The sequence below is a fragment of the Acinetobacter sp. SAAs474 genome (genome assembly GCF_032823475.1).
Lineage (GTDB): Bacteria > Pseudomonadota > Gammaproteobacteria > Pseudomonadales > Moraxellaceae > Acinetobacter.
Genome location: NZ_CP127915.1, coordinates 356,208 through 381,351 on the forward strand (window position 1 = coordinate 356,208; position 25,144 = coordinate 381,351).

At 38.9% G+C, this 25,144-nt stretch carries 24 protein-coding genes; 7 read left to right on the forward strand and 17 right to left on the reverse strand.

What is annotated here, in order from left to right:
• The first annotated feature begins 138 nt into the window (after positions 1-138).
• Both QSG86_RS02675 and QSG86_RS02680 read left to right on the forward strand, forming a co-directional pair.
• A complete protein-coding gene (locus QSG86_RS02675) occupies positions 139-375 on the forward strand; it encodes a DUF2061 domain-containing protein (RefSeq protein WP_317032649.1) in 237 nt (78 codons plus the stop codon).
• 227 nt (positions 376-602) lie between these two features.
• Positions 603-1,460, forward strand: a complete 858-nt coding sequence (locus tag QSG86_RS02680; RefSeq protein WP_317030088.1) for a LysR family transcriptional regulator — start codon at positions 603-605, stop codon at positions 1,458-1,460.
• Between the two features lie 109 nt (positions 1,461-1,569).
• Here the strand turns inward: QSG86_RS02680 and QSG86_RS02685 are convergent, their stop codons facing one another.
• Both QSG86_RS02685 and QSG86_RS02690 read right to left on the reverse strand, forming a co-directional pair.
• Positions 1,570-1,806 carry a DUF2789 domain-containing protein gene (locus QSG86_RS02685; protein WP_317030089.1) on the reverse strand — a complete coding sequence of 79 codons (237 nt, stop codon included), beginning with the start codon at positions 1,804-1,806 and terminating at the stop codon, positions 1,570-1,572.
• A 179-nt stretch (positions 1,807-1,985) separates the two neighbouring features.
• Positions 1,986-2,636 carry an HAD family hydrolase gene (locus tag QSG86_RS02690; protein ID WP_317030090.1) on the reverse strand — a complete coding sequence of 217 codons (651 nt, stop codon included), beginning with the start codon at positions 2,634-2,636 and terminating at the stop codon, positions 1,986-1,988.
• Positions 2,637-2,819: 183 nt separating this feature from the next.
• On the opposite strand from QSG86_RS02690, the gene QSG86_RS02695 reads away from it, so the two are divergent.
• Both QSG86_RS02695 and ptsP read left to right on the forward strand, forming a co-directional pair.
• Positions 2,820-3,302: an RNA pyrophosphohydrolase gene (locus QSG86_RS02695; RefSeq protein ID WP_317030091.1), complete on the forward strand. Its 483-nt coding sequence runs from the start codon at positions 2,820-2,822 to the stop codon at positions 3,300-3,302.
• A 74-nt stretch (positions 3,303-3,376) separates the two neighbouring features.
• Positions 3,377-5,674, forward strand: coding sequence for a phosphoenolpyruvate--protein phosphotransferase (gene ptsP, locus QSG86_RS02700; protein ID WP_317030092.1), 2,298 nt, complete (start codon positions 3,377-3,379; stop codon positions 5,672-5,674).
• Positions 5,675-5,703: 29 nt separating this feature from the next.
• Here the strand turns inward: ptsP and QSG86_RS02705 are convergent, their stop codons facing one another.
• Positions 5,704-5,898: a hypothetical protein gene (locus QSG86_RS02705; RefSeq protein ID WP_317030093.1), complete on the reverse strand. Its 195-nt coding sequence runs from the start codon at positions 5,896-5,898 to the stop codon at positions 5,704-5,706.
• 157 nt (positions 5,899-6,055) lie between these two features.
• On the opposite strand from QSG86_RS02705, the gene QSG86_RS02710 reads away from it, so the two are divergent.
• Entirely contained in the window at positions 6,056-7,102 is a 1,047-nt protein-coding gene (locus QSG86_RS02710; protein ID WP_317030094.1) for a mechanosensitive ion channel family protein, read from the forward strand.
• Between the two features lie 280 nt (positions 7,103-7,382).
• On the opposite strand, the gene katG is transcribed toward QSG86_RS02710, so the two are convergent.
• Entirely contained in the window at positions 7,383-9,575 is a 2,193-nt protein-coding gene (katG, locus tag QSG86_RS02715; RefSeq protein ID WP_317030095.1) for a catalase/peroxidase HPI, read from the reverse strand.
• Between the two features lie 239 nt (positions 9,576-9,814).
• Between katG and QSG86_RS02720 the strand changes: the two genes are divergently transcribed.
• Positions 9,815-10,039 (forward strand): hypothetical protein, encoded by a 225-nt coding sequence (locus tag QSG86_RS02720; RefSeq protein WP_317030096.1) that lies wholly within the window; start codon positions 9,815-9,817, stop codon positions 10,037-10,039.
• Here QSG86_RS02720 and QSG86_RS02725 read toward each other — a convergent pair.
• The 8 genes from QSG86_RS02725 to hcaE form a co-directional block, all read right to left on the reverse strand.
• The gene (locus QSG86_RS02725; RefSeq protein WP_317030097.1) at positions 10,036-11,091 is read right to left on the reverse strand and encodes an MBL fold metallo-hydrolase; all 1,056 of its coding nucleotides are present in this window, start codon (positions 11,089-11,091) and stop codon (positions 10,036-10,038) included. The two genes, QSG86_RS02720 and QSG86_RS02725, sit on opposite strands and share 4 nt — an antisense overlap.
• A gap of 306 nt (positions 11,092-11,397) precedes the next feature.
• Positions 11,398-12,300 carry a DMT family transporter gene (locus tag QSG86_RS02730; protein ID WP_317030098.1) on the reverse strand — a complete coding sequence of 301 codons (903 nt, stop codon included), beginning with the start codon at positions 12,298-12,300 and terminating at the stop codon, positions 11,398-11,400.
• An 88-nt stretch (positions 12,301-12,388) separates the two neighbouring features.
• Positions 12,389-13,618, reverse strand: a complete 1,230-nt coding sequence (gene hcaD / locus QSG86_RS02735) for a 3-phenylpropionate/cinnamic acid dioxygenase ferredoxin--NAD(+) reductase subunit (RefSeq protein WP_317030099.1) — start codon at positions 13,616-13,618, stop codon at positions 12,389-12,391.
• A gap of 21 nt (positions 13,619-13,639) precedes the next feature.
• Entirely contained in the window at positions 13,640-14,602 is a 963-nt protein-coding gene (locus tag QSG86_RS02740; protein ID WP_317030100.1) for a 3-carboxyethylcatechol 2,3-dioxygenase, read from the reverse strand.
• A 62-nt stretch (positions 14,603-14,664) separates the two neighbouring features.
• The gene (gene hcaB / locus QSG86_RS02745) at positions 14,665-15,480 is read right to left on the reverse strand and encodes a 3-phenylpropionate-dihydrodiol/cinnamic acid-dihydrodiol dehydrogenase (protein ID WP_317030101.1); all 816 of its coding nucleotides are present in this window, start codon (positions 15,478-15,480) and stop codon (positions 14,665-14,667) included.
• Positions 15,481-15,482: 2 nt separating this feature from the next.
• A complete protein-coding gene (hcaC, locus tag QSG86_RS02750; RefSeq protein WP_317030102.1) occupies positions 15,483-15,809 on the reverse strand; it encodes a 3-phenylpropionate/cinnamic acid dioxygenase ferredoxin subunit in 327 nt (108 codons plus the stop codon).
• Positions 15,809-16,327 (reverse strand): 3-phenylpropionate/cinnamic acid dioxygenase subunit beta, encoded by a 519-nt coding sequence (hcaF, locus tag QSG86_RS02755; protein WP_317030103.1) that lies wholly within the window; start codon positions 16,325-16,327, stop codon positions 15,809-15,811. Before hcaF ends, hcaC begins: the two co-directional genes overlap by 1 nt.
• On the reverse strand, positions 16,324-17,691 hold the full coding sequence (gene hcaE / locus QSG86_RS02760) for a 3-phenylpropionate/cinnamic acid dioxygenase subunit alpha (RefSeq protein ID WP_317030104.1): 1,368 nt from the start codon (positions 17,689-17,691) through the stop codon (positions 16,324-16,326). Before hcaE ends, hcaF begins: the two co-directional genes overlap by 4 nt.
• Before the next feature lie 280 nt (positions 17,692-17,971).
• On the opposite strand from hcaE, the gene hcaR reads away from it, so the two are divergent.
• Positions 17,972-18,880: a DNA-binding transcriptional regulator HcaR gene (hcaR, locus tag QSG86_RS02765; RefSeq protein ID WP_317030105.1), complete on the forward strand. Its 909-nt coding sequence runs from the start codon at positions 17,972-17,974 to the stop codon at positions 18,878-18,880.
• A 426-nt stretch (positions 18,881-19,306) separates the two neighbouring features.
• On the opposite strand, the gene QSG86_RS02770 is transcribed toward hcaR, so the two are convergent.
• From QSG86_RS02770 to QSG86_RS02790, 5 genes are all read right to left on the reverse strand, one after another.
• Positions 19,307-20,167, reverse strand: a complete 861-nt coding sequence (locus QSG86_RS02770) for an alpha/beta fold hydrolase (protein WP_317030106.1) — start codon at positions 20,165-20,167, stop codon at positions 19,307-19,309.
• 244 nt (positions 20,168-20,411) lie between these two features.
• Complete coding sequence (locus QSG86_RS02775) at positions 20,412-21,650, reverse strand: OprD family outer membrane porin (protein WP_317030107.1); 1,239 nt, start codon at positions 21,648-21,650, stop codon at positions 20,412-20,414.
• A 507-nt stretch (positions 21,651-22,157) separates the two neighbouring features.
• Entirely contained in the window at positions 22,158-23,177 is a 1,020-nt protein-coding gene (gene dmpG / locus QSG86_RS02780) for a 4-hydroxy-2-oxovalerate aldolase (RefSeq protein ID WP_317030108.1), read from the reverse strand.
• A gap of 11 nt (positions 23,178-23,188) precedes the next feature.
• Positions 23,189-24,085, reverse strand: a complete 897-nt coding sequence (locus QSG86_RS02785; protein WP_317030109.1) for an acetaldehyde dehydrogenase (acetylating) — start codon at positions 24,083-24,085, stop codon at positions 23,189-23,191.
• A 25-nt stretch (positions 24,086-24,110) separates the two neighbouring features.
• Entirely contained in the window at positions 24,111-24,908 is a 798-nt protein-coding gene (locus QSG86_RS02790; RefSeq protein WP_317030110.1) for a fumarylacetoacetate hydrolase family protein, read from the reverse strand.
• Between the last annotated feature and the right edge of the window lie 236 nt (positions 24,909-25,144).

Sequence of the window (25,144 nt, forward strand, 5' to 3'; positions counted from 1 at the left end):
TTTAATTTATAACACTGCTTAAAAAAACACAGATTAATTTTTTCGATGCAGAGAAACTTAAAATTCACTTTTACTTTATTAATGATAATGATTATTATTTAAATATCTAAACAATACGATGATTTGAGGAATATCATGATGGCGAATATACACAATTTTTTAAGCAATCATCAGCGCACGCTTAAAAAAACATTTAGTTATTATATTATGCATATTAGTGTTGCCATGATTGTGGCTTATTTAGTGACAGGAAGCTGGATCATTGCCGCAACATTAAGTCTGCTTGAACCTACCGTACAAGCTGTTGCTTTTTTTATTCATGAACGGATCTGGGAACGTAAAGCAATCCTTCCTCAAGAAACCGAGATACCTTAAAACCATCGATCGGCTATATGAACAGATATCCTCAAAGATCATCATGGTGATGATCTTTTTTATTCACTCTATTATTTTGATGTCAAATACGAATTAATTTGAATATTTGATGACAAGACATCATTGCATCATCAACATTAAAATATAGGTAACCCAGTAGATTAGGATCGCAATTATTATAATTTTATTTTATAATTAATTTAAATTTTCATAACCCTTTTTTTATTATGAATCTTGCAGCATTTGAGGCCTTTGTTAAGGTCATGGAAACTGGCTCTATTTCTTTAGCAGCCGATCAACTTTTTATTACCCAGCCCGCTGTAACAAAACGTATTCATAGTCTAGAAGATTATTTCGGTGTGAAACTTTTTGAATCCGCAGGTCGTGGGGTACAAGCAACCCATGCTGCGCACTCGCTGTTGCCAAAAGTCAAAAATTGGTTGAATGAGCTCGGTGATATTCATCACACCTTAAGTCATGAACAAGCGCAAGTTCAAGGCAAATTAAAAGTAGGCACCAGCCATCATATTGGTTTACATCATCTGCCCCATCATCTCAAACACTATACGCAACATTATCCAAATGTGACTTTAGATGTTCATTTTGTTGATTCCGAACAAGCCCATGAACAAGTGTTAGCAGGTGATTTAGAATTGGCATTTTTGACGCTGCCGCCACAGGGCGATGAACGTCTACATTATGTGACGATCTGGAATGATCCTTTAATTTTTGTGACTGCACCCTTCCATCCTCTAGCGAAAAAGCACAATTTAAAGCTTGAAGATTTATTAGAATACCCAAGCCTACTCCCTGCAGCACAAACGTATACCAGTCAAATCACATTAGCTGAATTTGAAAAAAGAGCGTTAAAGCCAAAGATTACCATGAGTAATAATCCCCTTGAATCGATTCGCATGCTGGTGTCTATTGGATTAGGTTGGTCTGTTTTACCAAAAACTTTACTCAATCAAGATCTGCAACAGCTTGATATCCCATTTGAAATGAATCGCCGACTCGGGATGGTCTGGCATCCGGGACGTACTCAATCTCGTGCAGTGCAAGCGTTGATTGAAATGATGCAATAAAAGCTCAAGTGATCATCGTATGTTAATCTTGCGATAATCACCAGAGATCTCATGCCAATCGTACTGCTCATCACGGCATTAAATTATCAGCCCTGTACGATTGACATGATTAAACCGAGTCTTCATGCAAAGATTCATTTAATTGATCAACCACGATTGCCCATTCACCATCTGATTTAATTTTTTCAGCTAAAAATTGTCGCTGTGCTTCAGACCAAAAATCCGCTTCGGTAATTTTAGTATCGGCAGCAAGTTGGTGGGTCACGATAAATAACGCAATTGCGTCTGCAGAAGAATCTAATCCTAGTTGTTCAAAGAGGTGTGTCATTCTTGGGCGTGTTGACATTGTTATTCTCCTTTTTGCAGATTTATAAATCACTGAAACTAATGTAATCAATTTTGAAATCAATAACAATCCTCTCGCATCATCATTGACACTTCATTGCTTCACATTCAGCACCTTAAAGTGCTGAAGTAGAATAAACTAGCATGATGAATTGAATCATCTTTAATTTTTAACTCAGGTTAAATCGACCAATCTTGAATTTGCCATTCTTGCTGCTGTGCCAAATGTTTGAGGCGCTCATCGGGATTAACTGCAATCGCATGGTCAGCATATTCCAACAAAAAGCGATCATTGATCGAATCTGAATATGCCCAAGACTCAACCACATTTCTTCCTGCTAACCATTGATTTAAACGGACAAGTTTGCCTTGTTGATAACAAGGAATATTAATGACTTTTCCAGTATATTGCCCATCTATGACTTCTGCATTGGTTGCAATCACTTCAGTAATACCAAATTCATGAAAAATAGGTCGGGTAATAAAATCTGATGTTGCCGTAATCCCAACCAGTTGATGGCCTGCCTGTTGATGTTTCTGAATGGCCTTAAAGCCTTCAGGGCGCATTTGTGGTCGAATGACCTTTTGCATAAACAATTGATGTAATTCGGTTAAATAAATAGAATCATGCTGTGTTAAAAACTCAAAAACAAATTCGTTATACGCTATTGGATCAAGCTGACCTGCCTTATAATCCTCATAAAATTGATCATTCATTTGACGATGACGAACTGGATCAACAAGACCTTCATTCACGAGAAACTCTCCCCATGAATGGTCTGAATCTGTATTTAATAGGGTATGATCGAGATCAAATAGCGCCAATTTCATAAAAATACTCGTAAAAGCTTTAATTTAAGAAAAAAATTGTAAATCTATCTCCGCTAGTCGATAGAAATTCGTTAAGATCATAGCAATTTTAACATTTTTAAACTTTGCTTTTTTTCGAGTTGGATAAAGAAATAAAAATCCCCGAATGCAAAGAATTGAATTAAACATATTTTAGGTAGCCAAATGATCGATTCTGAAGGTTTCCGACCCAATGTCGGGATCATTTTGGCAAACGAATTTGGACAAGTTTTATGGGCAAAGCGCATTGGTCACAATGCATGGCAATTTCCACAAGGAGGTATCCAAAATGGAGAAACCCCTGAACAGGCACTTTATCGTGAGCTGAGAGAAGAGGTTGGCTTACTGCCCGAACATGTCGAAATTATAGCGCAAACAAAAGGTTGGCTGCGTTATCGTTTGCCACATCGATATATACGTATGGATTCAGATCCTGTATGTATTGGTCAAAAACAAAAGTGGTTTTTATTAAAACTAACAGCGCCTGTACAAAATATTCAACTGGATTTATCTGATCCACCTGAATTTGATCAATGGCAATGGGTAAGTTATTGGTATCCATTAGGGCAAGTCGTTAATTTTAAACGTGACGTATATCGAAAGGCCATGGTGGAGCTGTGCCATCAGTTACCACAAAATAAAATTTAAAAATCGCATTTTAATGCAGATTTTTCAAAAAACTATTGCTATAAATAACGGTAACAATTTTAGGGAGTAACCCCATGTCAAATATGCAACTGGATACATTAAGACGCATTGTTCAAGAAATCAATGCGTCGGCCAGTTTGCATGAGTCCTTGGATATCATGGTCAACCAAGTTGCTGAAGCCATGCATGTAGACGTCTGCTCTATTTATTTGCTGGATGAACGGAATCAACGCTATTTACTCATGGCATCTAAAGGGCTAAATCCAGAGGCAGTAGGACATATCTCTTTACATACCAGTGAAGGCTTAGTGGGCTTAGTCGGTCAACGTGAGGAAATTGTTAATCTAGATAATGCGCCTAAGCATGAACGTTTTATGTACTTTCCTGAAACAGGTGAAGAACTATATAACTCATTTTTAGGCGTCCCTGTGATGTATCGTCGCAAAGTCATGGGCGTATTGGTTGTACAAAATAAAGAATCTCAAGATTTTAGCGAGGCAGCAGAGTCCTTTTTAGTGACATTGTGCGCACAATTATCAGGCGTCATTGCACATGCACATGCAGTGAGCAATATTGACGTATTTCGTAAAGCCAGCAGTTTACCTGCCTATAAGACCTTTCAAGGTGTTTCTGGTTCTGGCGGCATTGCAATTGGTCGTGCTATTGTTTTATATCCACCAGCCGATCTCAATGCCGTTCCAGATCGTGAAGCAGAAGATATTAGTGAAGAACTGGCTTTACTCGATAATGCACTGGGTACTGTACGTAAAGAAATTCAAGCACTTGATGATAAAATGCAAGATGCCTTAATGGCTGAAGAACGGGCATTATTTAGTGTTTTTTTAAGAATGCTGGATGAAAATGCCCTACCGACCGAAATTAAAGATGAAATTCGTGCAGGCAATTGGGCACAAGGTGCTGTACGTAATGTCATTGATAAACATATTGCACTCTTTGCCCAAATGGAAGATGACTATTTGCGTGAACGTGTATCTGATTTAAAAGATTTGGGACGCCGTATTCTTGCATCCTTACAAGAGGCAGATTCAAGCCATCGTGAATTGACAGACGAAAGTATTTTAATTGGTGAAGAAATTTCAACGGCTGCCTTGGTTGAACTTCCTGTCGATAAAATTGCCGCGATTGTCACCAGTGAAGGTGCGATGAATTCACATATGGTGATTGTATCACGTGCCTTGGGTATCCCTACGGTTGTTGGTGTCACTGAATTACCGATCAGTACCCTCGATGATGTCGAGATGATTGTTGATGCCCATCAGGGTCGTGTCTTTATTAATCCGCCACGACGCTTACGTACACGCTATAAGGAAATTCAAAAAGAAGAAGAACAAATTGCTAAAGACTTAAAACAGTATGAAACCAAAGATGCTATTACGCCCGATGGTGTTGCAGTACGTTTATTTGTCAATACAGGCTTAATGATTGATGTCGTTCGTGGTGTACAACGTGGCGCTAAAGGTGTGGGATTATATCGCTCTGAAATTCCGTTTATGCTGCGTGATCGTTTTCCTGGAGAAGAAGAACAACGTGCCATTTATCGCCAGCAGCTGAGTCATTTTGCCAATAAATCAGTGGTTATGCGTACACTGGATATTGGTGCAGATAAAGATTTACCCTATTTCTCAATTGAAGAAGAAAATTCAGCTTTAGGATGGCGTGGTATTCGTTTTACACTAGATCATCCCGAAATTTTTTCTTCACAAATTCGTGCCATGCTAAAAGCCAGTATCGGTCTTAATAATTTACATATTTTATTACCGATGATTACCAGTGTGAGCGAGGTCGAAGAGGCACTATATTTACTTGATCGTGATTGGCATGCCGTACAGGAAGAAGAACAGGTTAAGATTACCAAACCGAAAATTGGCATTATGGTTGAAGTACCCAGTGTACTTTTTCAAATTGATGAGTTTGCAGATCTGGTTGATTTTTTCTCTGTAGGTTCAAATGACTTAACACAATACCTTTTGGCGGTGGATCGCAATAACTCACGCGTTGCCAATGTCTACTCTCACTTTCATCTGGCCGTATTACGTGCTTTAAATCGCTTGGTACAAACCTGCCATCAATATGATAAACCCGTCAGTATTTGCGGAGAAATGGCAGGTGACCCACTCTCTGCTATTTTACTCATGGCGATGGGCTTTAATACACTATCCATGAGTTCGAGTAATATCTTACGTGTTAGGAAAGCCATTTGTCATGTGCCAATGACCGATGCAAAAATGCTTCTAGAACGTGCATTAACGATTAATAATCCGCTTATTGTCAAAAGTATGATGGAGTATTATTTTAAAACACATGGTTTGGGAGAAATGGTGAAATCAAGTACACGAATAATTGGTGCTTAATCAAGAGATGAGTATCAATTTGGTTGTCATTAGACCATCAAAGCAACAGATAAAAAAGGGAGATAATCATTCGAATATCTCCCTTTTTTATGTTTACAATAGCCACGTTTAGCATTTTTCTTTCGATCAACAAAAACCTGACTCTGGTTAACTTCATGCATATATTTGGCAACAAAATTATGCTGAATCGGTTTCATCTCTTTCTGAGTGATTTTTTTGGCCATGATATTTACCTCTATCTATCATGAGATCATTGATATATCGTTATATTACGCCATCCTGTTTATTTTTCAAGCACAGTTGAGTGATAAGGTTTAGATTTATTCTTTTATACATTTTCGCCTATAATCAAAAATATAACGAATACTGAGAAGCAAAATAATGAACGAGATATTACTGATTAAATATTCAGTAGGTGTCTGTATTGCGGCCCTATGTATTGTCGCTTATGTTTTTAGTATTTTTCTGATCGATAAAAAGAAGCATTTAAAAGGTAGTATTCTCTTTCACCTCAGTCAAGCTTTTGCCTTATGTTGTTTAGTTGTTGTAGTGGGATTATATACCCAAATGGCAATCATCGACTTTAAACTGGCTTTTATCTCAATCAAAATTGTAGATTTTCTGATTGTACTGTCAATTGCCCTGATTTTAATGAGAAAGTTATTTTTACTGATTAACTTATTGGAACGTACTCAAATCCAAAAAGGCAGCGATCCAACATCAGCAAAAATTATTTCGCGTATATTTAAAATCAGCATTTTTTTGATACTTACCTTGCTCTTTGGTGAACACTTTGGCATGAGTTTATCTGGCCTGATGGCTTTTGGTGGTATTGGTGGTATTGCAGTTGCCATGGCCAGTAAAGATATTCTCAGTAATCTGTTTTCAGGGGTAATGCTATATTTTGATCGACCATTTAATATTGGCGATTGGGTCTGCTCACCTGATCGAGAAATTGAAGGAACAGTGGTGGAGATTGGTTGGCGCCTAACCAAGATCGTTACCTTTGATCATCGCCCTCTCTATATTCCCAATTCAGTCTTTTCATCGATTAGTGTTGAAAATCCGGGGCGCATGTCCAATCGACGTATTAAAACAGATATCGGTTTACGTTATGAGGATGCGAATAAAATTGCGGCTATTGTTGATGATATCTATAACATGCTACTACATCATCAAAAAATTGACACCAGTCAAACATTATTGGTCAACTTTAATGCCTTTGCCGATTCATCTCTCAATATTATGGTGTATTGTTTTACCAAGACCACCAATTGGAGTGAATGGCTCACTGCACAACAGGATGTGTATTTGAGTATTATTGAAATCGTCCATGCACATGGCGCTGACTTTGCCTTCCCATCACAAACGGTTTATCTCGATAAATCTTCACTCACTTCACAGCATAATGCATTCACCAATCATTAATATGATCGAACTCAATGCATTGTATTATGCTCATCATACACAGAAATTTATGCGATAGCTTTACACATCATCTTACCAAGCTAAGCTTGGCTCAATCGGCTGTTGACATGGCCATCTATGCAATCAATCATTTACTGAGACAGCATATCATCATGCTTGTTTCTTATAGCAATAAAATGGGGATAAGCGCACATAGCGGTTATCCCCTTTAGCATGAAAGATGATGACTTTAAAGACTGTTGATTGGCTTTAAAGTACCTTCTCATCATCGCTCGAACATTTATTTTACATCAAATCGATCTGCATTCATGACTTTGACCCATGCCGCAACAAAATCGTTAACAAATTTTTCTTTATTATCGTCTTGTGCATAAAATTCAGCATAAGCACGTAAAATCGAGTTAGAACCAAAAACTAAATCGACACGTGTTGCAGTCCATTTTACTGTTCCTGTTGCACGCTCAATGATCTGATATAAATTTTTTGCAACTGGTTGCCATTGATATGCCATATCCGTGAGATGAACAAAGAAGTCATTGCTCAATACCCCCACACGATCGGTAAACACACCTTCTTTTGCAGCTGCATAGTTAGCACCCAATACACGTAATCCACCGACCAATACTGTCATTTCAGGTGCAGTCAAGCCTAAAAGCTGCGCACGATCCAATAACATTTCTTCAGGATGAACCACAAAGTCCTTTGCAACAAAATTTCGGAATCCATCTGCCTTAGGCTCTAAATCCTCAAATGAATCAATATCAGTTTGCTGTGCTGTTGCATCACCACGACCGGCAAGAAATGGAACCTGAATATCAACACCTGCGGCATGTGCAGCTTGTTCAACAGCAGCTGTGCCAGCCAATACAATCAGGTCTGCCATACTGACTTTTTTGCTAAATCCTGCTTGAATTTCCTCAAGTTTTGCTAAGACTTTAGCTAAACGTGCTGGCTCATTGGCTAACCAATCTTTTTGTGGTGCCAAACGAATACGTGCACCATTTGCTCCACCACGATAATCCGAGCCTCGGAAGGTACGTGCACTATCCCACGCTGTGGCAATCAAATCAGCAGCAGATAAGCCACTATTCAATAACTGGCTCTTTAGCTGTGTAATTTCTGTTTCAGACAGCGTGTAATCTACGCTAGGAATAGGATCTTGCCAAATCAGCTCTTCATTGGGTACATCCTGACCTAAATAGCGTGTTTTAGGTCCCATATCACGGTGGGTCAATTTAAACCAAGCACGCGCAAAGACTTCTGCAAAATATGCTGGATCATGATAGAAACGTTCTGCAATCTGACGATATTCAGGATCAACTTTTAATGCCATATCGGCATCCGTCATCATTGGATTACGGCGTATATGTGGATTATGTGCATCAACGGGTTTATCCTCTTCTTTAATATTAATCGGCTCCCACTGTTTTGCACCTGCTGGACTGGTGGTTTTTTCCCATTCATACGTAAAGAGTAAATAGAAAAACTCATTGTCCCACTTGGTTGGATGCGTTGTCCACGCCCCTTCCAAACCACTGACCATGGTGTTTTCACCATTGCCCGTTCCCTCTGGGTTATGCCAACCTAAACCTTGAAATTCGACATCCGCAGCTTCAACATCTTTACCCAATAATTCAGCTTTACCATTGCCATGTGCTTTACCAACCGTATGGCCACCAGCGGTTAATGCCACTGTTTCTTCATCATTCATTCCCATACGGTCAAAGGTAACACGCATATCCTGAGCAGTTCGTAATGGATCCTGTATACCATCAACGCCTTCTGGATTAACGTAAATCAATCCCATTTGTACTGCAGCAAGTGGATTTTCTAGCGTTGAACGATCTTGATCATTGGCATAACGTTGTTCTGTCGGTGCCAGCCATTCACGCTCTTCGCCCCAATAAATATCTTTTTCAGGTGCCCAGATATCTAAGCGACCGCCACCGAAGCCAAAAGTTTTTAAACCAGCTTCTTCATAAGCAACCGTACCTGCCAAAATAATTAAATCGCCCCATGAAATTTTATTGCCATATTTCTTTTTAATTGGCCATAATAAACGGCGGCCTTTATCGGTATTGACGTTATCGGGCCAGCTATTCAATGGTGCAAAACGCTGATTACCGGTATTGGCACCACCACGACCATCTTGCTTACGATAAGAGCCTGCCAAATGCCATGCTGTACGTACAAACATGCCAATATAACTGCCATAATCTGATGGCCACCAATCTTGACTACTATTAATTAATTGGCGTAAATCTTGTTTTACTGCCTCTAAGTCTAAAGATTCAAATGCCTTTCGATAATCAAAATCGGTATCCATAGGATCCGTTTTTCGATCATGCTGTGACAAAATATCTAGATTTAAAGCATTTGGCCACCAGTCTGCATTTGAACGGGTCATATCTGTATTTCCACCTGCTTGGTGAAAAGGGCATTGACCTGATGTTGTTGCTGAATTTTGAGTCATAGTATGCTTCCCAATAAATGATGATTATCGTGAATTATCTTTTGTATATTAGAATTAACATACCTCGTTTTTATGACAATCCAAAGCTGGTTTTACGAATAAAAACAATCTCTAAAACCGATGTATATTACCCAAAAAACTAAGGACAACAACAAAGTCATCATCAAAATAATAGATGATAATTTTTAAGTTTTAATTAATTTTTAAATAAATAGACCAGCTTAAAGCATGCTGGATTGATGAGAGATAAAAGACAGCAGTCAAAATATTTTAGCAAAATAAATGCGATGTTAAGCCGTATCAAAACTTACAATAAAACAACATATAACAGCACATTAAATCAAAAAATCACTAGCTTTTTCTCCATAATCACCAGCATCATTGCCCGAGCTGGCAGAGAAAAATATACTGAAACAGCAAATATTTTTACGGTAGATAACGATACTATTGGCTCAATTTTCTAAACAATAATTTTTTTCCCTTCACGGATACAATAGAAAGGATTCACTAATTTTGAAGAATGGCGCATCGCTTTATGCAATTCAATTTCTGGCTGTTCTCTGGACTCATCTGTCAATTGAAAAGTTCGATAGCGAATGGCTAATGAGGATTTTGCTTGTAGGTCTTTATGTGCCTGAAATGCGTCCTCTGGATCCATATGCATATAGCGCATCAATTCACGTGGTGCATATCCACCAATCGGTAACATCGCGATCCGCGGCGCACCAAACTTTTGCTTGATTTCTTTAAAATGCCTTGAATATCCGGTATCACCAGCAAAAAAACAATGTTGATCTTGGTATAAAAGTGAAAAACCGCCCCATAATGCATGGTTCTGATCACGAAAACCTCGTCCTGAACCATGCTGTGCTGGCGTATATACAATTTTTAACTCTTTAAAATTAACTGTTTGCCACCAATCCATTTCGGTGACATGGAAATGTCGTGGTAAATACCAAGCATTGCCTAAACCGGTATAAATCATCATACCAAATTTATCATGCAACCAATTCAGTGTGGCTAGATCCATATGATCATAATGATTATGACTGAGTAAAACTGCATCTATTTTCGGTAATTCATCTAAACGTAATCCAGCTGGACATACCCGCTTAGCGCCAGTTCGATGGATTGGACCTGCGTAATCACACCATACCGGATCAGTGAGAAAATTATAGGGACCGATTTGTAGTAAGACCGTAGCGTGTCCAACAAACCAGACTTGCCAATCTTTTAAGTGAGCATGAGGACGTGCTTCAGGGACTATTTTCTTTTCATGAAGAGATGCATGGTGCACTTCAATGCTTTCATTTTCCCACTTCGGCACTTTTCGAGTAAACAACCAGCGAAACATATCTGTTTCAGCCTGCGGTGAATTTGGCTCAACTAAATTAGTGAATTTTACGCCATTACAATGTAGAGAATGACCAAATTTAAATTTTGGTTTTGTCCAGATATGCATCCAACTTCCCTGGGTTGGTAAATAAAGTGATTGCTTCTCTACAACGTCTTTCATATTGCTCACTCACCACCCTCATCTAGCGAAAACTTTGATTTTTTAAACAATTATTAGTATTTACAATAAATCTTGATGTCCAATCATAACGAGCGACCTAAGCCTATTAGCTGTATTTTTTGTGTTTTTATGTAGTCCTTAACTTGAGTGTTTATTTAAGTTTTTTTCCTACGATAGCAGATTAACATGCTTTAAATATGACAAAATCACATATAGATTAAATGATTATAAACATGAATTCTATCACATTTACTAACATTTAAAAGGGGGAATCACTTTCCCCGTATCTGCGATATTCCATCAAATTTAAGTGAAATATTGTGTTTTCCAATCGTTCCAAAAATATAAAATAATACCGAACATCACCACAATAATTCCAAATAATGCATGCTGGCTAATTTGTTCATGATTCAGTGTTGCACCTAAAATCAAGGCAATCACAGGGGTCATGACATTACTCAATGAAACCGTAGATGCACTTAAACGCTTGATCAACCAGAAATAACACAGCATCGCAACAATTGAAGACATAATCATGGTAAATACAAACCCCATTAGCGCATGTGTACTCGGAAGCTGTCGTGGTATATCGTGCCAAACAAAAGGTAAAATCAATAAGGATGCTACAGCAGAAATAATTAAAGAACCTGTTGCTTGAGACATTGGGCTCAAAGGTGCATTAATCTGTTTCACCCAAAAAATTGAACTAACATATGAAATAATACTAATCAACATCAGGACAACGCCCCAAGGATTTATGTGATTATCAGCAGAATCAACAAATACAAAACTCAGTCCAGAAACTGCAATCGCCATTCCTAGCCACTGTAAAGCGATCAATTTTTGTGTTTTTAAAATCATATGCCCAATCAAGCCTGCAACCAAGGGCGAAAAACCAAAAATCAGCGCCATTAGACCTGAGGTTAAATAATTGGCAGCTAAATAAATAAATAATTGAGCACCAATCAAATTTAAACTTCCCGCCAAATAACTTTGTATCGATATAGCATCTAAAGGTAATGGATCACGCATGATTTTGAGTAATGCCAATGCAATCAGCGATGCACCCAAATATCGAATCATTAATACCCACATGGGATGAACTTCTTGTACGCTCCATACTATCGCCAATGGCGTCGTCGCCCAAATCAGCACCAATAAAGCATAAATACTTGCCGTCACGAGCATGGGGGAAGAGTTTAAACGCATAATTTACTCAATCTAGAATCAGAACATTTTGACAGGCATAAAAAAATAGACTTAAGTTTCCCTAAGTCTATTTTTTTATCATATAAATTTATTTCACTAATTTACGCAAATCTTGGTTGAGATCCAAATACTGATCAGCTTCAAATACAGCTTGCTTACTAATCAGTTTTTTCAAATGACGCATTTCTTTAGCTGCATTTACCGTAATGCCTGCAACAATCACCCCATTGGTGACACCAAAGAGTACAAATGAAGACTGTGCGCCATGCGCTGGATTCATTTCACCACGTATCATCCATGCTGTAGCAGCCATATCACCAACAAATTGGTAATTAATCTCAAGCTGATCCGTCCAGAACCATGCTGGATTTGCTTTAGGATGCTCCACATTCATAACATGACGAGCAAAAATACCGGCTTGTAGATTGGCATTTTCCCAAGTCTCTACCCGGCGGTATTGACCACATTCACGTAATTGAGTAGCAACATCACCTGCTGCATAAATATCTGGATTTGATGTTTGACAGTTTTCATTGACTTTAATTGCAAAATCAACGTCTAAACCGGCATCAATCGCCAATTGAGCATTCGGTATAATCCCAATACCATAAATCACAGCATCGGCACGAAGTTGTTCGTTACCGTCTAAGGTAATAAGCACTTCTTCACCTTCCAGCTGGCAATCGATGATCTTGGTATCTAAACGCACATCTATGCCCGCTAGACGTTGCTGTGCCAATAAAAATTCGCTCAAAATACGTGGTGATGAGCGACCCATAACCATCGATCCCTGTTCAATCACCGTCACTTGGCAATCTCTAAAACGTGCAGATGATGCTAGTTCCAGCCCAATCACGCCACCGCCTACTAGAATAATACGTTGACCAGCTTGTAATACTGGAACCAATGCTTGAGAGTCTTCTAGATTACGTAATGTGTAAACATGTTTACCCAAGGCATCTAAGCTAGGTAAGCGACGTGCAGCTCCGCCTGTTGCAAGTAATAATTTATCATAAGCAATCTCATCACCATGTTGTAATGTCACTGTTTTAGCAGCAGGATTGATTTTGGTCACAGCATTTTCACGGATGGTCACCACATCTAACGCTGCTAATTTTTCATCCGATAAAATCTCGATTTTAGTTTCAGCAGGTTTTAAAATGACATCTTTCGATAACGGTGGACGCTCATATGGCAAATGTTTTTCATCACCAATTAAAATAATTTTACCGGCATATTTATTTGCACGGAGTTCTAAAATTGCACTTGCGCCCGCTTGACCAGCACCTACGATCACGATAGTTTCGACATTGCTCATGTGCTTAATCCTTACCAACAATTATTTCAATTCAGCAGATACGATACCGAAGCCCGCAATCCACTCACTAATATCTTCATAACAATGCGTCGTCATTTCATACGCACCTAATTCATCTAATGCAGCAAATGCAGCCATCCAAGAACGGACTTCTTGACCACCTCGGCCACCTTCTTGACGAATATCTGCTTCAGACATGGCTTCGATACGAGCAAAATCGGCTTGGGCAAATGTGGCTAATAAGGCACGATCCCATTCAGGGTTAAGTGGTACAGCGACAGATTGATCGCCAGCAGCAAGTTTTTGCCCTACAGCAATCACTTTGGCTTGACGATTATTACGCGCCTCCACACTCGGATTACGACCACAAATCAAGAATTCTTCTACTTCTGGTGGTACTGAACCCATTTGTGGTGTCGGTGGATCATGAGATAAACCACCTGTGCCCAAAATTAACACACGTTCATTTTCCAGGTTCAGCGACTGGATAAAACGTCCGACTGCACGACCTAAAGCCACAGTACGTTTAGTCGTCGGCATTGGTGCAGCAGCACCATTAATAAAAATGGGAATGGTTGGATAACGATCTAGCTGACCGCTACATAGAAAATGTAACGGCTGAGTTACACCATGATCAGCCTGCATACGATATGAATAAGCAACATCTACCCCTTCATCCAATACACGACGTACCAATGCAATCGCGGTATCTTCAGGGACATCTATCTTATTATTGTCTTTACCATAGTCCCAGTCACCCGCAGCTGTAGCACGAATACCGACACAGAAACTTGGCATCAAGTCATAAAAAAAACCATTAAAATGGTCTGGACCAAAGGTAATGATCAGCGTTGGGTCATAAGCTTTGACCTCGCCAGCAAGTTGAGCAAAAGTTTCACGTACTTTTTGCTCTTTATATTGCGCTTGAGGAGCAGCAAATTCCATTAAAGGGCTGTGCGATGCGCAAATGAGTTTAACGGCCATGTGTGACTCCTATATATGGAAGGCAGCCAAAAGGCTGCCAAAGAGATCCATAAATCTATGACTTACTCGTCAAAAAATCCTGCACGCGGCTGGCGTAAACCGCGAATACCTAGACCGCATTCTGCATTGATCAGAACACCAGTCAATGGACGGTTATTGGCACGAGACGCCAATAAGACATATGAACCAGTCATGTCTTCAGGTTCTGGTAAGAAATTGAGTGGCATGCCACGTGCAATCTTCTCTGGATCACGTGCATCCAGTAAACCAAGATTTTCTTGACCTAAAGATGCAGCACCCTTGATATTGACATTCATACCTGATGGTGCAACAGCATTCACTCGTACTTTAGGTGCAAGCTCATATGCCAATTCTTTCATAACACCCACACCAGCATGCTTAGATGCTGTATATACAGGGCCTCCGCCTGCTGAGTACAATGCAGAATTAGACAAAGTAAATATGATAGAACCTTCAGAAGCTATTAATGCATCAAGTGCTGCTTTAGCACCTAAAATTAAAGACTTGGTATTAATGCCCATAATTTCATCAAATGCTTTTTCCAGTTGTTCACCCGAAGTATTGACGATATCGGCATAATGATCCCAAATACCAGCATTACCAATAAAACAATCTAGCTTACCAAAACGTTCAATGGTCGCATTAACAGCACGGACATTATCTTCATAGCTGGCAACATCACCGGCGATCGCAATGATCTTGTCACCAAAATGTGCTTTCAATGCATCAACTTTGGCTTGTGAACGCTGAAGAACAGCAACATGTGCGCCTTCTTCTAAAAAACGCTCAACCAACGCCCAGCCTAAACCTGAACCACCACCGGTAATCAGTGCAACTTCGCCTTGTAGCCAACCCATGATTATGCTCCTGCCATTTCTACAAATAATGCACCATCTTCAATCACTACTGGGAATGTTTGAATTGGATCAGTTGCTGGCAAGCATAAAGCCTGACCAGTTTTTAAACAAAATCGAGCAGAATGTAATGGGCATTCCACAGTACCATCATCTTCTAAATAACCTTCAGACATTGAGGCATTACCATGTGAGCAACGATCATTCATCGCAAAGAATTCACCAGCATTATTAAATACTGCTAGAGCTTCAATACCATTGATACCACAATCTACTTTTAATGCTTCGCCTTCATCTAATTCATCAACTTGGCAAACAAAAATTTTATTCATCAGAAGAATACACTCAGGTTATGTGAGTTATAGGTCACTTGATCAAGAATAATCTTGCGGTTAAAAATCTGGAAACCAAGTCCAGTTTCAACTTTACGCAGCTTGTCATGACGCTTACCACAGTAAATGGTTACATCTTTCTCTTTTTGTGTACGATAAAGTAAATACGTCACGTATACATCGTATTCACCATCGACCTCAGTCGCTTCAACCATTACATTACTTACCATATGCGTGGTCCGTGATGGAGGCTCTTCAGCCCAAGCCATACCTGTTTCAAGACGAGCAACTCGACGTTCTAAAAGGTCTTTTGAGTCATTAAATACCCACGTCGTCGGTGGTTCAACAGAACGACGGCGATCACGTGTTTGTGCATTCGGTGTGGTACGCAAGGTGTAAGAGATATCTTCAGCCAAGGTATCTAACCAGTCACGAAATTTCCAGTCATCCAGAAGCTTCGCCTCTTGATATAAAAACTGACTAATTTGGTGATGAAGTTCTAAACTGATCTGACTCATTTCATAAGCTCCTTCTCATATTGGTCAGCGGCTTTTTCCACATCTTCCCATTTTTCATGGATTAATAAATCTGCCCAACGACGATACATACCACGTGCAGCAGTTTCAGAGAAAATATAGTTGGTAATTCCTGGAATACCATCTTCACGTACTTTTTCGTTACCTTTACCCATTTCCATAATGAGTTTATTTTGACGTGCTTTATAACCACGTAAAACTTTTTGAATTTCGATCCAGTTTTCTGAGTCATCTTGCTCCAAGAAACCTGCAGGACCAAAAGCGCGTGTTGCAGAACGCTCAAAAGCCTCTTTGACTTCCTGAGATGCTTCAGCATCCGCAATACAAAATGCCCAAACTTCTGTCTTATTTGGGCCACGTGGATGCCATACACGTAAAGTCGCGGTACCATTTAACCAAGATAAGGTTGGAAACATGGTATTATGTCCAGCCAGACGTAAAGCACGAACTTCGCCTAAACGTTCTTTTACTTCGTCATAAGTTTCACGGAAGTAATTGGCAACTTCACCATCAACCCATACGTTTGCATCTGGTTTTTCAGTAAAAAAGAAACCAGAACCATGACCACGTGAACCATATTGAATGGCATCCTTAGCCGTTTCCCATACTGGACGTGCGGTTTGTGCAGCACCTAATTTTTTCGATGCTTCATCATCTGGTTTTGCACCCAATACTTGAATGGCAGATGCATGTGAGAACAAAGCATGATATTGGTCAGATGCAAATTGTTCTGCGGCAAATTTCCAGTTACAGTCAATTTCCCACTTATGTACACCACCAATGATTTCCGTACCCCCTGGACGACGGTCAAGTACACCATCTAAGTACCAAGCGATATCACCCATATATTCTTCTAAGTCTGGTGTTGTTTCATCCCAGCAGCCGAAAATTAGCCCTTTATAGGTTTTAACACGGTTGACTTCCACTAAACCCCATTGCTCTTTACATGCACCATGTGGATAAGCACGCTCTTCAAGTGGAATATCTTTAAGTGAACCATCGATCCCGTAAGACCAGCCATGGTATGGACAGGTAAATGCACGGGTATTACCACAATCGGCAAAACTCACACGCATCGAACGATGACGACATTGGTTTAGAAATGCTTTGATTGAGCCATCTTTTTGGCGTGCCACAATGATTGGATCTTCACCCATATAAGTGTTGAAAAAATCACCTGCTTTAGGAATTTGACTTTCATGGCAAAGGAATAACCATGTACGACCAAAAACACGTTCAAGTTCTAACTCGTAAATGTCAGGATCAGTATAAATAGATGGCGTAATACGTCCATTTTGTGCATCGACTAATACGTCGATTTCTCGCACATCAATTTTTCCACTCATGAAAAGCTCTCCTGTGACCAATATATGGCACAAAGTAATCGACTCAACTTTTGCTTGATAATGGATTTAGGCTGGTTTTTGGTGAAATATTTTTTTTGTTTTAATTAATATTTTTTACTAATAAATTTAAGTTTATTTGTCTAAGTTTTTTAAGCCCAATTTTACGACCATCATTTATTATCTAAATACCAGAATAATCTTCACCTCATAGTTGTTTATAGATTATACTACCGTTCCTTATTTATAAGACTTTTTTTGGATAAATCTTTGGAATGGTTATATGGAATTACGTCATCTCAGATACTTCATTACCGTTGCTGAAGAACTAAACTTCAGCAAGGCTGCCTTAAGGTTATATACGGCTCAACCCTCTTTAAGCCAACAGATTAAAGATTTAGAAGAGGATGTTGGTGTAAAGCTATTACATCGTACAAAACGTAAGGTAGAACTTACAGAAGAAGGGGCCGTTTTTCTCGAACAAGCACGTCTTACGCTTGCACAAGCAGATAAAGCCGTATCTATGGCACGTCAAGTATCTCAGGCCAAACAGAAAATTTTGCGTATCGGTTTTGTCCCTGTTGCTGAGATGAAAGTATTTCCATATGTTTTACCCAATTTACGTGTACAAAGCCCTGATTTAAAAATCGAATTACTGAGTTTAAATAATACTGAGCAAATGAAGGCATTAAAACGAGGTGATTTAGATATTACCTTTACCCGCCATAATTTTCATAGTGATGAAATTGCCAGCCAATTTGTACTTCGTGAGCCTTTAATTTTTATCCTTCCCAAAGATCATCCCTTAGCAAAATTTGAAAGAATACCAGTTAAAGCATTAAATAATATAGATTTTATTATCCCATCCGATGAGGCATCCAGTACATTACACAACACCATCTTAAACTTTGCGAAAGAGCATGGTATTGAGTTTAATATTGTACAAAAAGCAGATAATATTTTATTTAATATTAATTCAATTGGTATGGGCTTAGGCTGTACAATTTTACCAGGTTATATTACGCCATTAGCCATGAATAATACGGTTATTCGTCCACTTAGTGTTGAACTGCCACAACTTGATTTATACGTTAGTTATCACAAAAACAACCAATCCACTGCCGTACAAAAATTCTTGGAATTATTGACCAAAGTTTTTTATCTCGACTTTGAACGTAGCAGTGAAATTTAAAAAACATATAATAGCTGACAAACACCATTATTTTTCAACTAAATAGTGGTGTTTGTTTTTTAAGCATAAACACCATTAAAGCCATTATTTATTAATAGAAAAAAAGTTATTTAAATGATCGTTCTTTGATATTTAAACATAATAAATATTGATCATTTCAGTGAAGTAGCCAGATCAGTTGAAAAAACAATCTAGCTTACCACTTAAGTCTAATACGATTTCCGATATATAGATCACACAAATAAATACGCATATTTAATCATTAGCCCACACTATTGATAATTATAATCATTTACATAATTAACAGATCTTTTAAAATAAAAAAAGATGACATTTGTCATCTTTTTAAGCAGATTAATTTCACTGTGACAGATCATTTATCTGGCAATATGCTGATTATATACACGTGAAAATGATCTATTGTCGTTATTTCACACCATGAACTGCCAAATAGTTCTTAATTACAGTGTTAAATTCTGCTGATTTTTCAACTTGGGACCAGTGACCACACTGACTAAAAATATGAGCATCCGCATGAGGCACAATATTTAAAATATCCCAAGTACGAGAAACTGGAATCACGACATCTTGAGTACCATGAATTAACAAGACAGGGACTGTAATCTCTTTCATCTTGTCAAAATCAAGTGGAAACTCAAAACGATCGCGATCACGCGCACCAACAACTTCCATCAAGCGATCAGATGCGTAATCATTTTTTGCAGAATCAAAACGCACTTTAACCAACTCATCTGTAATTAAGTCTTTGTTAACTACAAACATTGAAAGTGTTTTTTTAATCCCTTCTTCAGTTAATACAGGATTCGCATGTGCTTTAAGTGCAGCCGTTTGTTTTGCACCTCCTGTACCCATAGATACAATACCCAAAACACGCTCTGGATAATCTAAAGCCAGTTGGAATGCCAACCATCCACCAAGTGAGTTACCGACTAACCATGTTTTTTCAATACCAAGTGCATCCAAAGTACGAATCGCATGATCCACCCATGCACGGATACCATATGCAGTATTTGCTGCAACAACGGTTTGACCATAACCAATGGTATCAATTGCGATACAACGCGCCTGCTCACCAATAGAAGGTAAATTTAACCACCAGTTTGCTGCTGCAGATACCCCTGTACCTGAACCATGTAAAAACAGGATCGGTGTGCCTTCACCAATTTCATGATAGTGAGTCAACTCACCTTCTGCTGTTTCAATCCATTTATCTTCTAAACCGAAAAATGCGTCTGTCTTATATTCAGGAATTTGAACAGTACTCATACCTACTCCATTATCTCGCTGTACGTATTCTTTGCTGAGAATACACATTCAATTGTTGTAAAATGCCGATTTGACTTGAGTTATATTACTCGTTCAATTGCTAGAAATTCATACAAAATTTGAATGACATTGAAGAAAAAATATATTATTTAACCATTTGAATTTATTAAATAATATATTTCCAATACATTTGTTAGCCTAAAAAGGCGACCTCATCAAACCGTCGCCTTCTTTTCGAATAAACTTAGAATTTATAATTGTAGGTGGTTGCGATACGATACTCTTTTAAATCTGTTTTCCAGTCAAAGTCTGCATCAATATACATGGCTTGAACTCCCAAACCTTTGAGCTTACCTTCTGGAACCGTATAATTGACAATCAAATTCAATTCATTGGATTTTTGATCTTTTTTACCTGCGACCTCAGCACCATATCCGGTAAAGTAAGTTGCTGTGGTATTAAAACCTTTGATCCCTAAACCGGAAAAATCATATGCATAGGTAAAGCCCCATGATTTTTCTTTGGCATTGGTAAAGGTCGCAACTCCCCAGTTAACCAAGTAAGGCTGTGGAACCCAGCCACCTAATGTTGGGAAAGCATTTTCACCAAACATTTGCTGATAACCTAAAGCAACGGTATGTGAGCCATGCACAACTTTTCCACTTAATGATACGGCCTGATTATCAATCTTGCCATATAAGTCATTACTTGATGCTGAATTATCAAAATAACGTGCATAACTGCTTAACTTGGTTTGATCTGTTAAATTGGTGTTGTAATTGACACCCACATAATTTTGTTTATAGATATCTTCAACATTGGCAAACCAGTAGCTTGCACCCCATTGTTTATTAAACTGATAATCAACGCCTGCAATCCACATTCCATCAGCAGCAGGGCCATTATCATATTGTGGTGGGCTAAATTTGGTTAAGCGTTCAAAACTGTCATCATAACGATTGTTAATTCGATTGACATAAGCCAAAGTAAGTTTAGTATTTTTAATCTCTTTCGACTCTAACCATGCACCGCTAAAAGTGGTCAATAATTGTCGTGATGGATCATAAACCAACACAGGCGAAACAGGTAGTAACTCACCTACTTTTAATTCAGTTTGCGAGACTTTGGCTTTTAAGGTTGCGCCAATTTTACCAAATCCTGATTTGGCTTTATCACCATCATACTTTAATACAAAATCAGGTTTATCATGTAGTTGTTTAAGTTTAAATGCATATTGCGCAAGTAAATCAACGCCAACTTCAACACCACCAAGATCGTAATATCCTGATTTTGCATCTAAAGTCACGCCTTGAGACCAGCTTCCCCAGTCATTTTGTGGCGCATCTGCATACTGACGATCCAAATAAAAATTACGCAATTTCAATTGGACTTGGCTATCGTCAATAAAATCTGCATAAACGGCAGATGTTCCTAAAGTTGCTGTCGCAGCAAAAAGTGCTATCCATAATGTTTGACGACGCATGGCTAAATTCCTAATCATTCAATCAAGCTACGACATCATCATGCTGGACGATGATGACTTTAAAAATCAGACCACAGTCTTAAATATTTTTAATTTTTACTAATATTTTGAATTACTTAATCATTTTCCACTATGACTTATTTGTTTTAACTCTAAGATACTTCGGGCTAGATATGCTTCACTATGGCGTAATTTATTGTAATTCAATCGTTTTGTTTTGTAAAAAGCCTAATTATTTTAAATATTTAATATTTATTATCGTTTTTATCTTTAACACTATTTTTTAGATACTTTTTATATAAATATCAATTATAAGAAAAAACTTAGTTAATGTTGTTATTTTCTATGATGAATACGGCAATGAATACAATATTCTAATCCCACACCCTGTATCTTTCTCAGTCAATCACAGCTCCCTATCATGTTAAAATCATAAAAAATGCCAATCTCTCGATTGGCATTTTCAATACATTTAATTCAAATCAGCATTTCAAATGCTGTCTGCCATTAAGCTTGAAGTTCACGTACTTTAGACATGGTTAAAGCTAGATCTTCAATCATATCTTCCTGACCACCAACAGTACCACGGCGGCCTAACTCCATCAAAATTTCACGCGCAGATACACCGTATTTCGCTTCAGCACGTTTAGCAAATAATAAGAATGAAGAATACACACCTGCATACCCTAAGGTTGCTGCATCACGGTCAGCACGAATAGGCTGATGCATCATCGGAATAACTAAGTCTTCAGCAACATCTTGAACTTTAAACAGATCAACGCCTGTTTCCATGCCCATACGATTTGCCACAGCCACAAACAATTCTAAGGGCGTATTTCCTGCACCTGCCCCTAGACCAGCAGAAGCTAAATCAACACGAATCGCACCAGCTTCAACTGCTGCTACAGTATTGGCAACCCCCATACCCAAGTTATGATGACCATGGAAGCCTAATTCAATTTCTGCTGGAAGATGCGCACGTAACATAGCGACACGGTCAGTCACATCTTGTGGCAACATATAACCTGCCGAATCCGTCACATAAATACAGTTTGCACCATAAGACACCATTTTTTGCGCTTCTTCAAGCAGCTTTTCAGGTGATGCCATATGTGCCATCATCAAGAAACCGACCGTATCCATATTCAACTTACGTGCCGCAGTAATATGCTGCTCTGAAACATCAGCTTCAGTTGAATGAGTCGCCACACGGATGGTTGAAACCCCAACGTCATGCGCCATTTTTAAATGATCAACAGTCCCGATACCAGGTAATAATAAAGCTGACACCTTGGCTTGTTTTAAATTTGGAATCACTGCTTTTAAATATGCTTCATCACTTGCAGCAGCAAAACCATAGTTAACCGAATTCCCTCCTAAACCATCACCATGCGTCACTTCAATTAGAGGGACACCAGCATCATCAAGTGCAGTTGAAATCGCAATCATCTGTTCGATTGAGGTTTGATGGCGCATTGGATGCATACCATCACGTAACGTCATATCGTGAATAATAACCTTAGACATGTGACTACTCCTTAAGCTTCAACTGAATTGAGAACACGTTCTGCAAACATTTCTGCTGTACGTGCTGCGGCTGCTGTCATAATATCTAAATTACCTGCATATTTAGGCAAGAAATCTCCTAAACCTTCAACTTCCAAGAAAATTGATACACGGTTACCATCGAAAACAGGACCATTCACTAATTTATAACCTGGCACATATTTTTGAACTTCGCTGATCATGGCATGAACAGAAGCGGTAATCGCGGCTTGATCTGGCTCGCCTTCTACCAAGCAATGTACCGTATCACGCATCATGAGTGGCGGTTCAGCTGGATTAATAATAATAATGGCTTTACCTTGTTTGGCACCACCGACTTTTTCAATTGCACCTGCCGTGGTACGCGTAAACTCATCAATATTCTTACGTGTACCAGGACCCACTGATTTAGTGGATACTGTTGCAATAATTTCACCATATTCAACAGGTTGAACACGTGAAATTGCCGCAACCATTGGAATCGTTGCTTGACCGCCACAGGTCACCATATTGACATTAGGAACTTCACCGGCCGCCAATAATTCATCTAGGTTGACTGGTGGCACACAAAATGGACCGATTGCAGCTGGGGTCAAGTCAATCATTAATACGCCCAGCTCATTTAACTTACGACTATTTTCTGCATGAACATAGGCAGAAGTCGCATCAAATGCAATTTTAATCTCATCTTCAAGCACATGAGGCAATAACCCATCTACACCTTCAGCAGTGGTTTTTAAGCCCATTTTTGCAGCACGTGCTAAACCCTCCGAAGTTGGGTCAATTCCCACCATCCATACAGGTTCCAACCATTCACTACGTTGAAGTTTATACAGTAAATCAGTCCCAATATTACCTGGGCCAATCATTGCACATTTAATCTTTTTCATGGACAACTTCTCTTTAAATTGCAATTTATTCAGCAGCAAATGTTGCAGTCACTGAGGCAAAACCTTCAATTTCAACCTTAAACTCATCGCCTGGATGTGCGACAACCATCGGGCCTAATGCACCAGTTAAAATGATGTCACCTTTTAATAGTGGACGACCACGACGTACCATTTCATCTGCAAGCCAAACAGCCGCATTTAATGGATTAGCAAGACATGCTTTGCCGATCCCTTCCGAAACAATCTCACCTGAACGTGTCATCACCATTTTGCAGTTCACTAAATCCAACTGTTCCAGCGACACAGGTTGAGACCCCAAAACAAATGCCGCAGATGAGGCATTATCTGCCACTGTATCAATTAAACTGATTTTCCAATTTTCAATACGGCTATCTACGACTTCAATTGCAGGCAATGCATATGCTGTTGCACTAATAATGTCGGCAAAAGTATGTTTTTCTTTGGTCAAATCTTGCTGGATCACCAATGCAATTTCTGCTTCAACCTTAGGTTGAATCAATCGACCTGCAGGAATTGCTTCACCATCACCATATGCCATATCCGCAAATAACATCCCAAAATCAGGTTGATCCACACCAAGTTGTGCTTGTACAACTTTTGAGGTCAAGCCAATCTTACGCCCTACCAAACGTCGTCCTTCACCTAATGCACGTTGGGTATTCACTTCCTGCACAGCATATGCAATATCGACATCGGCATTTTCACCGCCCAATTGTGGGCGGATAGGTGCAATCGCAGCTTGTGACAATTCAGCAGATCTAAGTGATAAAGCAACTGATTCAACAACAGCAGAATTCGACATTCATGTTTCCTTAAACTGCAAAAATTGGATGAATACGTTGCTGACTGAGACATTGGGGAGATCGATACGTGAGCTACAACACCATTTTAATGACTGAGCACATCTCTATAAATGCTCATCTCAAACAACGCAATATAGATAAACTGCTTTAGCATGAAAAAATTGGTCGTGTTCTACCAATACTTATTTTATTTTTTACAATAGTTAGAAGCTATGAATATGATTGATAACTTTAA

Bases quoted from the DNA above. Each gene is read 5' to 3' on its own strand.
- QSG86_RS02675 (WP_317032649.1), top strand. From the start codon at position 139: ATGGCGAATATACACAATTTTTTAAGCAATCATCAGCGCACGCTTAAA.
- QSG86_RS02680 (WP_317030088.1), top strand. From the start codon at position 603: ATGAATCTTGCAGCATTTGAGGCCTTTGTTAAGGTCATGGAAACTGGC.
- QSG86_RS02685 (WP_317030089.1), bottom strand. From the start codon at position 1,806: ATGTCAACACGCCCAAGAATGACACACCTCTTTGAACAACTAGGATTA.
- QSG86_RS02690 (WP_317030090.1), bottom strand. From the start codon at position 2,636: ATGAAATTGGCGCTATTTGATCTCGATCATACCCTATTAAATACAGAT.
- QSG86_RS02695 (WP_317030091.1), top strand. From the start codon at position 2,820: ATGATCGATTCTGAAGGTTTCCGACCCAATGTCGGGATCATTTTGGCA.
- ptsP (WP_317030092.1), top strand. From the start codon at position 3,377: ATGTCAAATATGCAACTGGATACATTAAGACGCATTGTTCAAGAAATC.
- QSG86_RS02705 (WP_317030093.1), bottom strand. From the start codon at position 5,898: ATGGCCAAAAAAATCACTCAGAAAGAGATGAAACCGATTCAGCATAAT.
- QSG86_RS02710 (WP_317030094.1), top strand. From the start codon at position 6,056: ATGAACGAGATATTACTGATTAAATATTCAGTAGGTGTCTGTATTGCG.
- katG (WP_317030095.1), bottom strand. From the start codon at position 9,575: ATGACTCAAAATTCAGCAACAACATCAGGTCAATGCCCTTTTCACCAA.
- QSG86_RS02720 (WP_317030096.1), top strand. From the start codon at position 9,815: ATGAGAGATAAAAGACAGCAGTCAAAATATTTTAGCAAAATAAATGCG.
- QSG86_RS02725 (WP_317030097.1), bottom strand. From the start codon at position 11,091: ATGAAAGACGTTGTAGAGAAGCAATCACTTTATTTACCAACCCAGGGA.
- QSG86_RS02730 (WP_317030098.1), bottom strand. From the start codon at position 12,300: ATGCGTTTAAACTCTTCCCCCATGCTCGTGACGGCAAGTATTTATGCT.
- hcaD (WP_317030099.1), bottom strand. From the start codon at position 13,618: ATGAGCAATGTCGAAACTATCGTGATCGTAGGTGCTGGTCAAGCGGGC.
- QSG86_RS02740 (WP_317030100.1), bottom strand. From the start codon at position 14,602: ATGGCCGTTAAACTCATTTGCGCATCGCACAGCCCTTTAATGGAATTT.
- hcaB (WP_317030101.1), bottom strand. From the start codon at position 15,480: ATGGGTTGGCTACAAGGCGAAGTTGCACTGATTACCGGTGGTGGTTCA.
- hcaC (WP_317030102.1), bottom strand. From the start codon at position 15,809: ATGAATAAAATTTTTGTTTGCCAAGTTGATGAATTAGATGAAGGCGAA.
- hcaF (WP_317030103.1), bottom strand. From the start codon at position 16,327: ATGAGTCAGATCAGTTTAGAACTTCATCACCAAATTAGTCAGTTTTTA.
- hcaE (WP_317030104.1), bottom strand. From the start codon at position 17,691: ATGAGTGGAAAAATTGATGTGCGAGAAATCGACGTATTAGTCGATGCA.
- hcaR (WP_317030105.1), top strand. From the start codon at position 17,972: ATGGAATTACGTCATCTCAGATACTTCATTACCGTTGCTGAAGAACTA.
- QSG86_RS02770 (WP_317030106.1), bottom strand. From the start codon at position 20,167: ATGAGTACTGTTCAAATTCCTGAATATAAGACAGACGCATTTTTCGGT.
- QSG86_RS02775 (WP_317030107.1), bottom strand. From the start codon at position 21,650: ATGCGTCGTCAAACATTATGGATAGCACTTTTTGCTGCGACAGCAACT.
- dmpG (WP_317030108.1), bottom strand. From the start codon at position 23,177: ATGTCTAAGGTTATTATTCACGATATGACGTTACGTGATGGTATGCAT.
- QSG86_RS02785 (WP_317030109.1), bottom strand. From the start codon at position 24,085: ATGAAAAAGATTAAATGTGCAATGATTGGCCCAGGTAATATTGGGACT.
- QSG86_RS02790 (WP_317030110.1), bottom strand. From the start codon at position 24,908: ATGTCGAATTCTGCTGTTGTTGAATCAGTTGCTTTATCACTTAGATCT.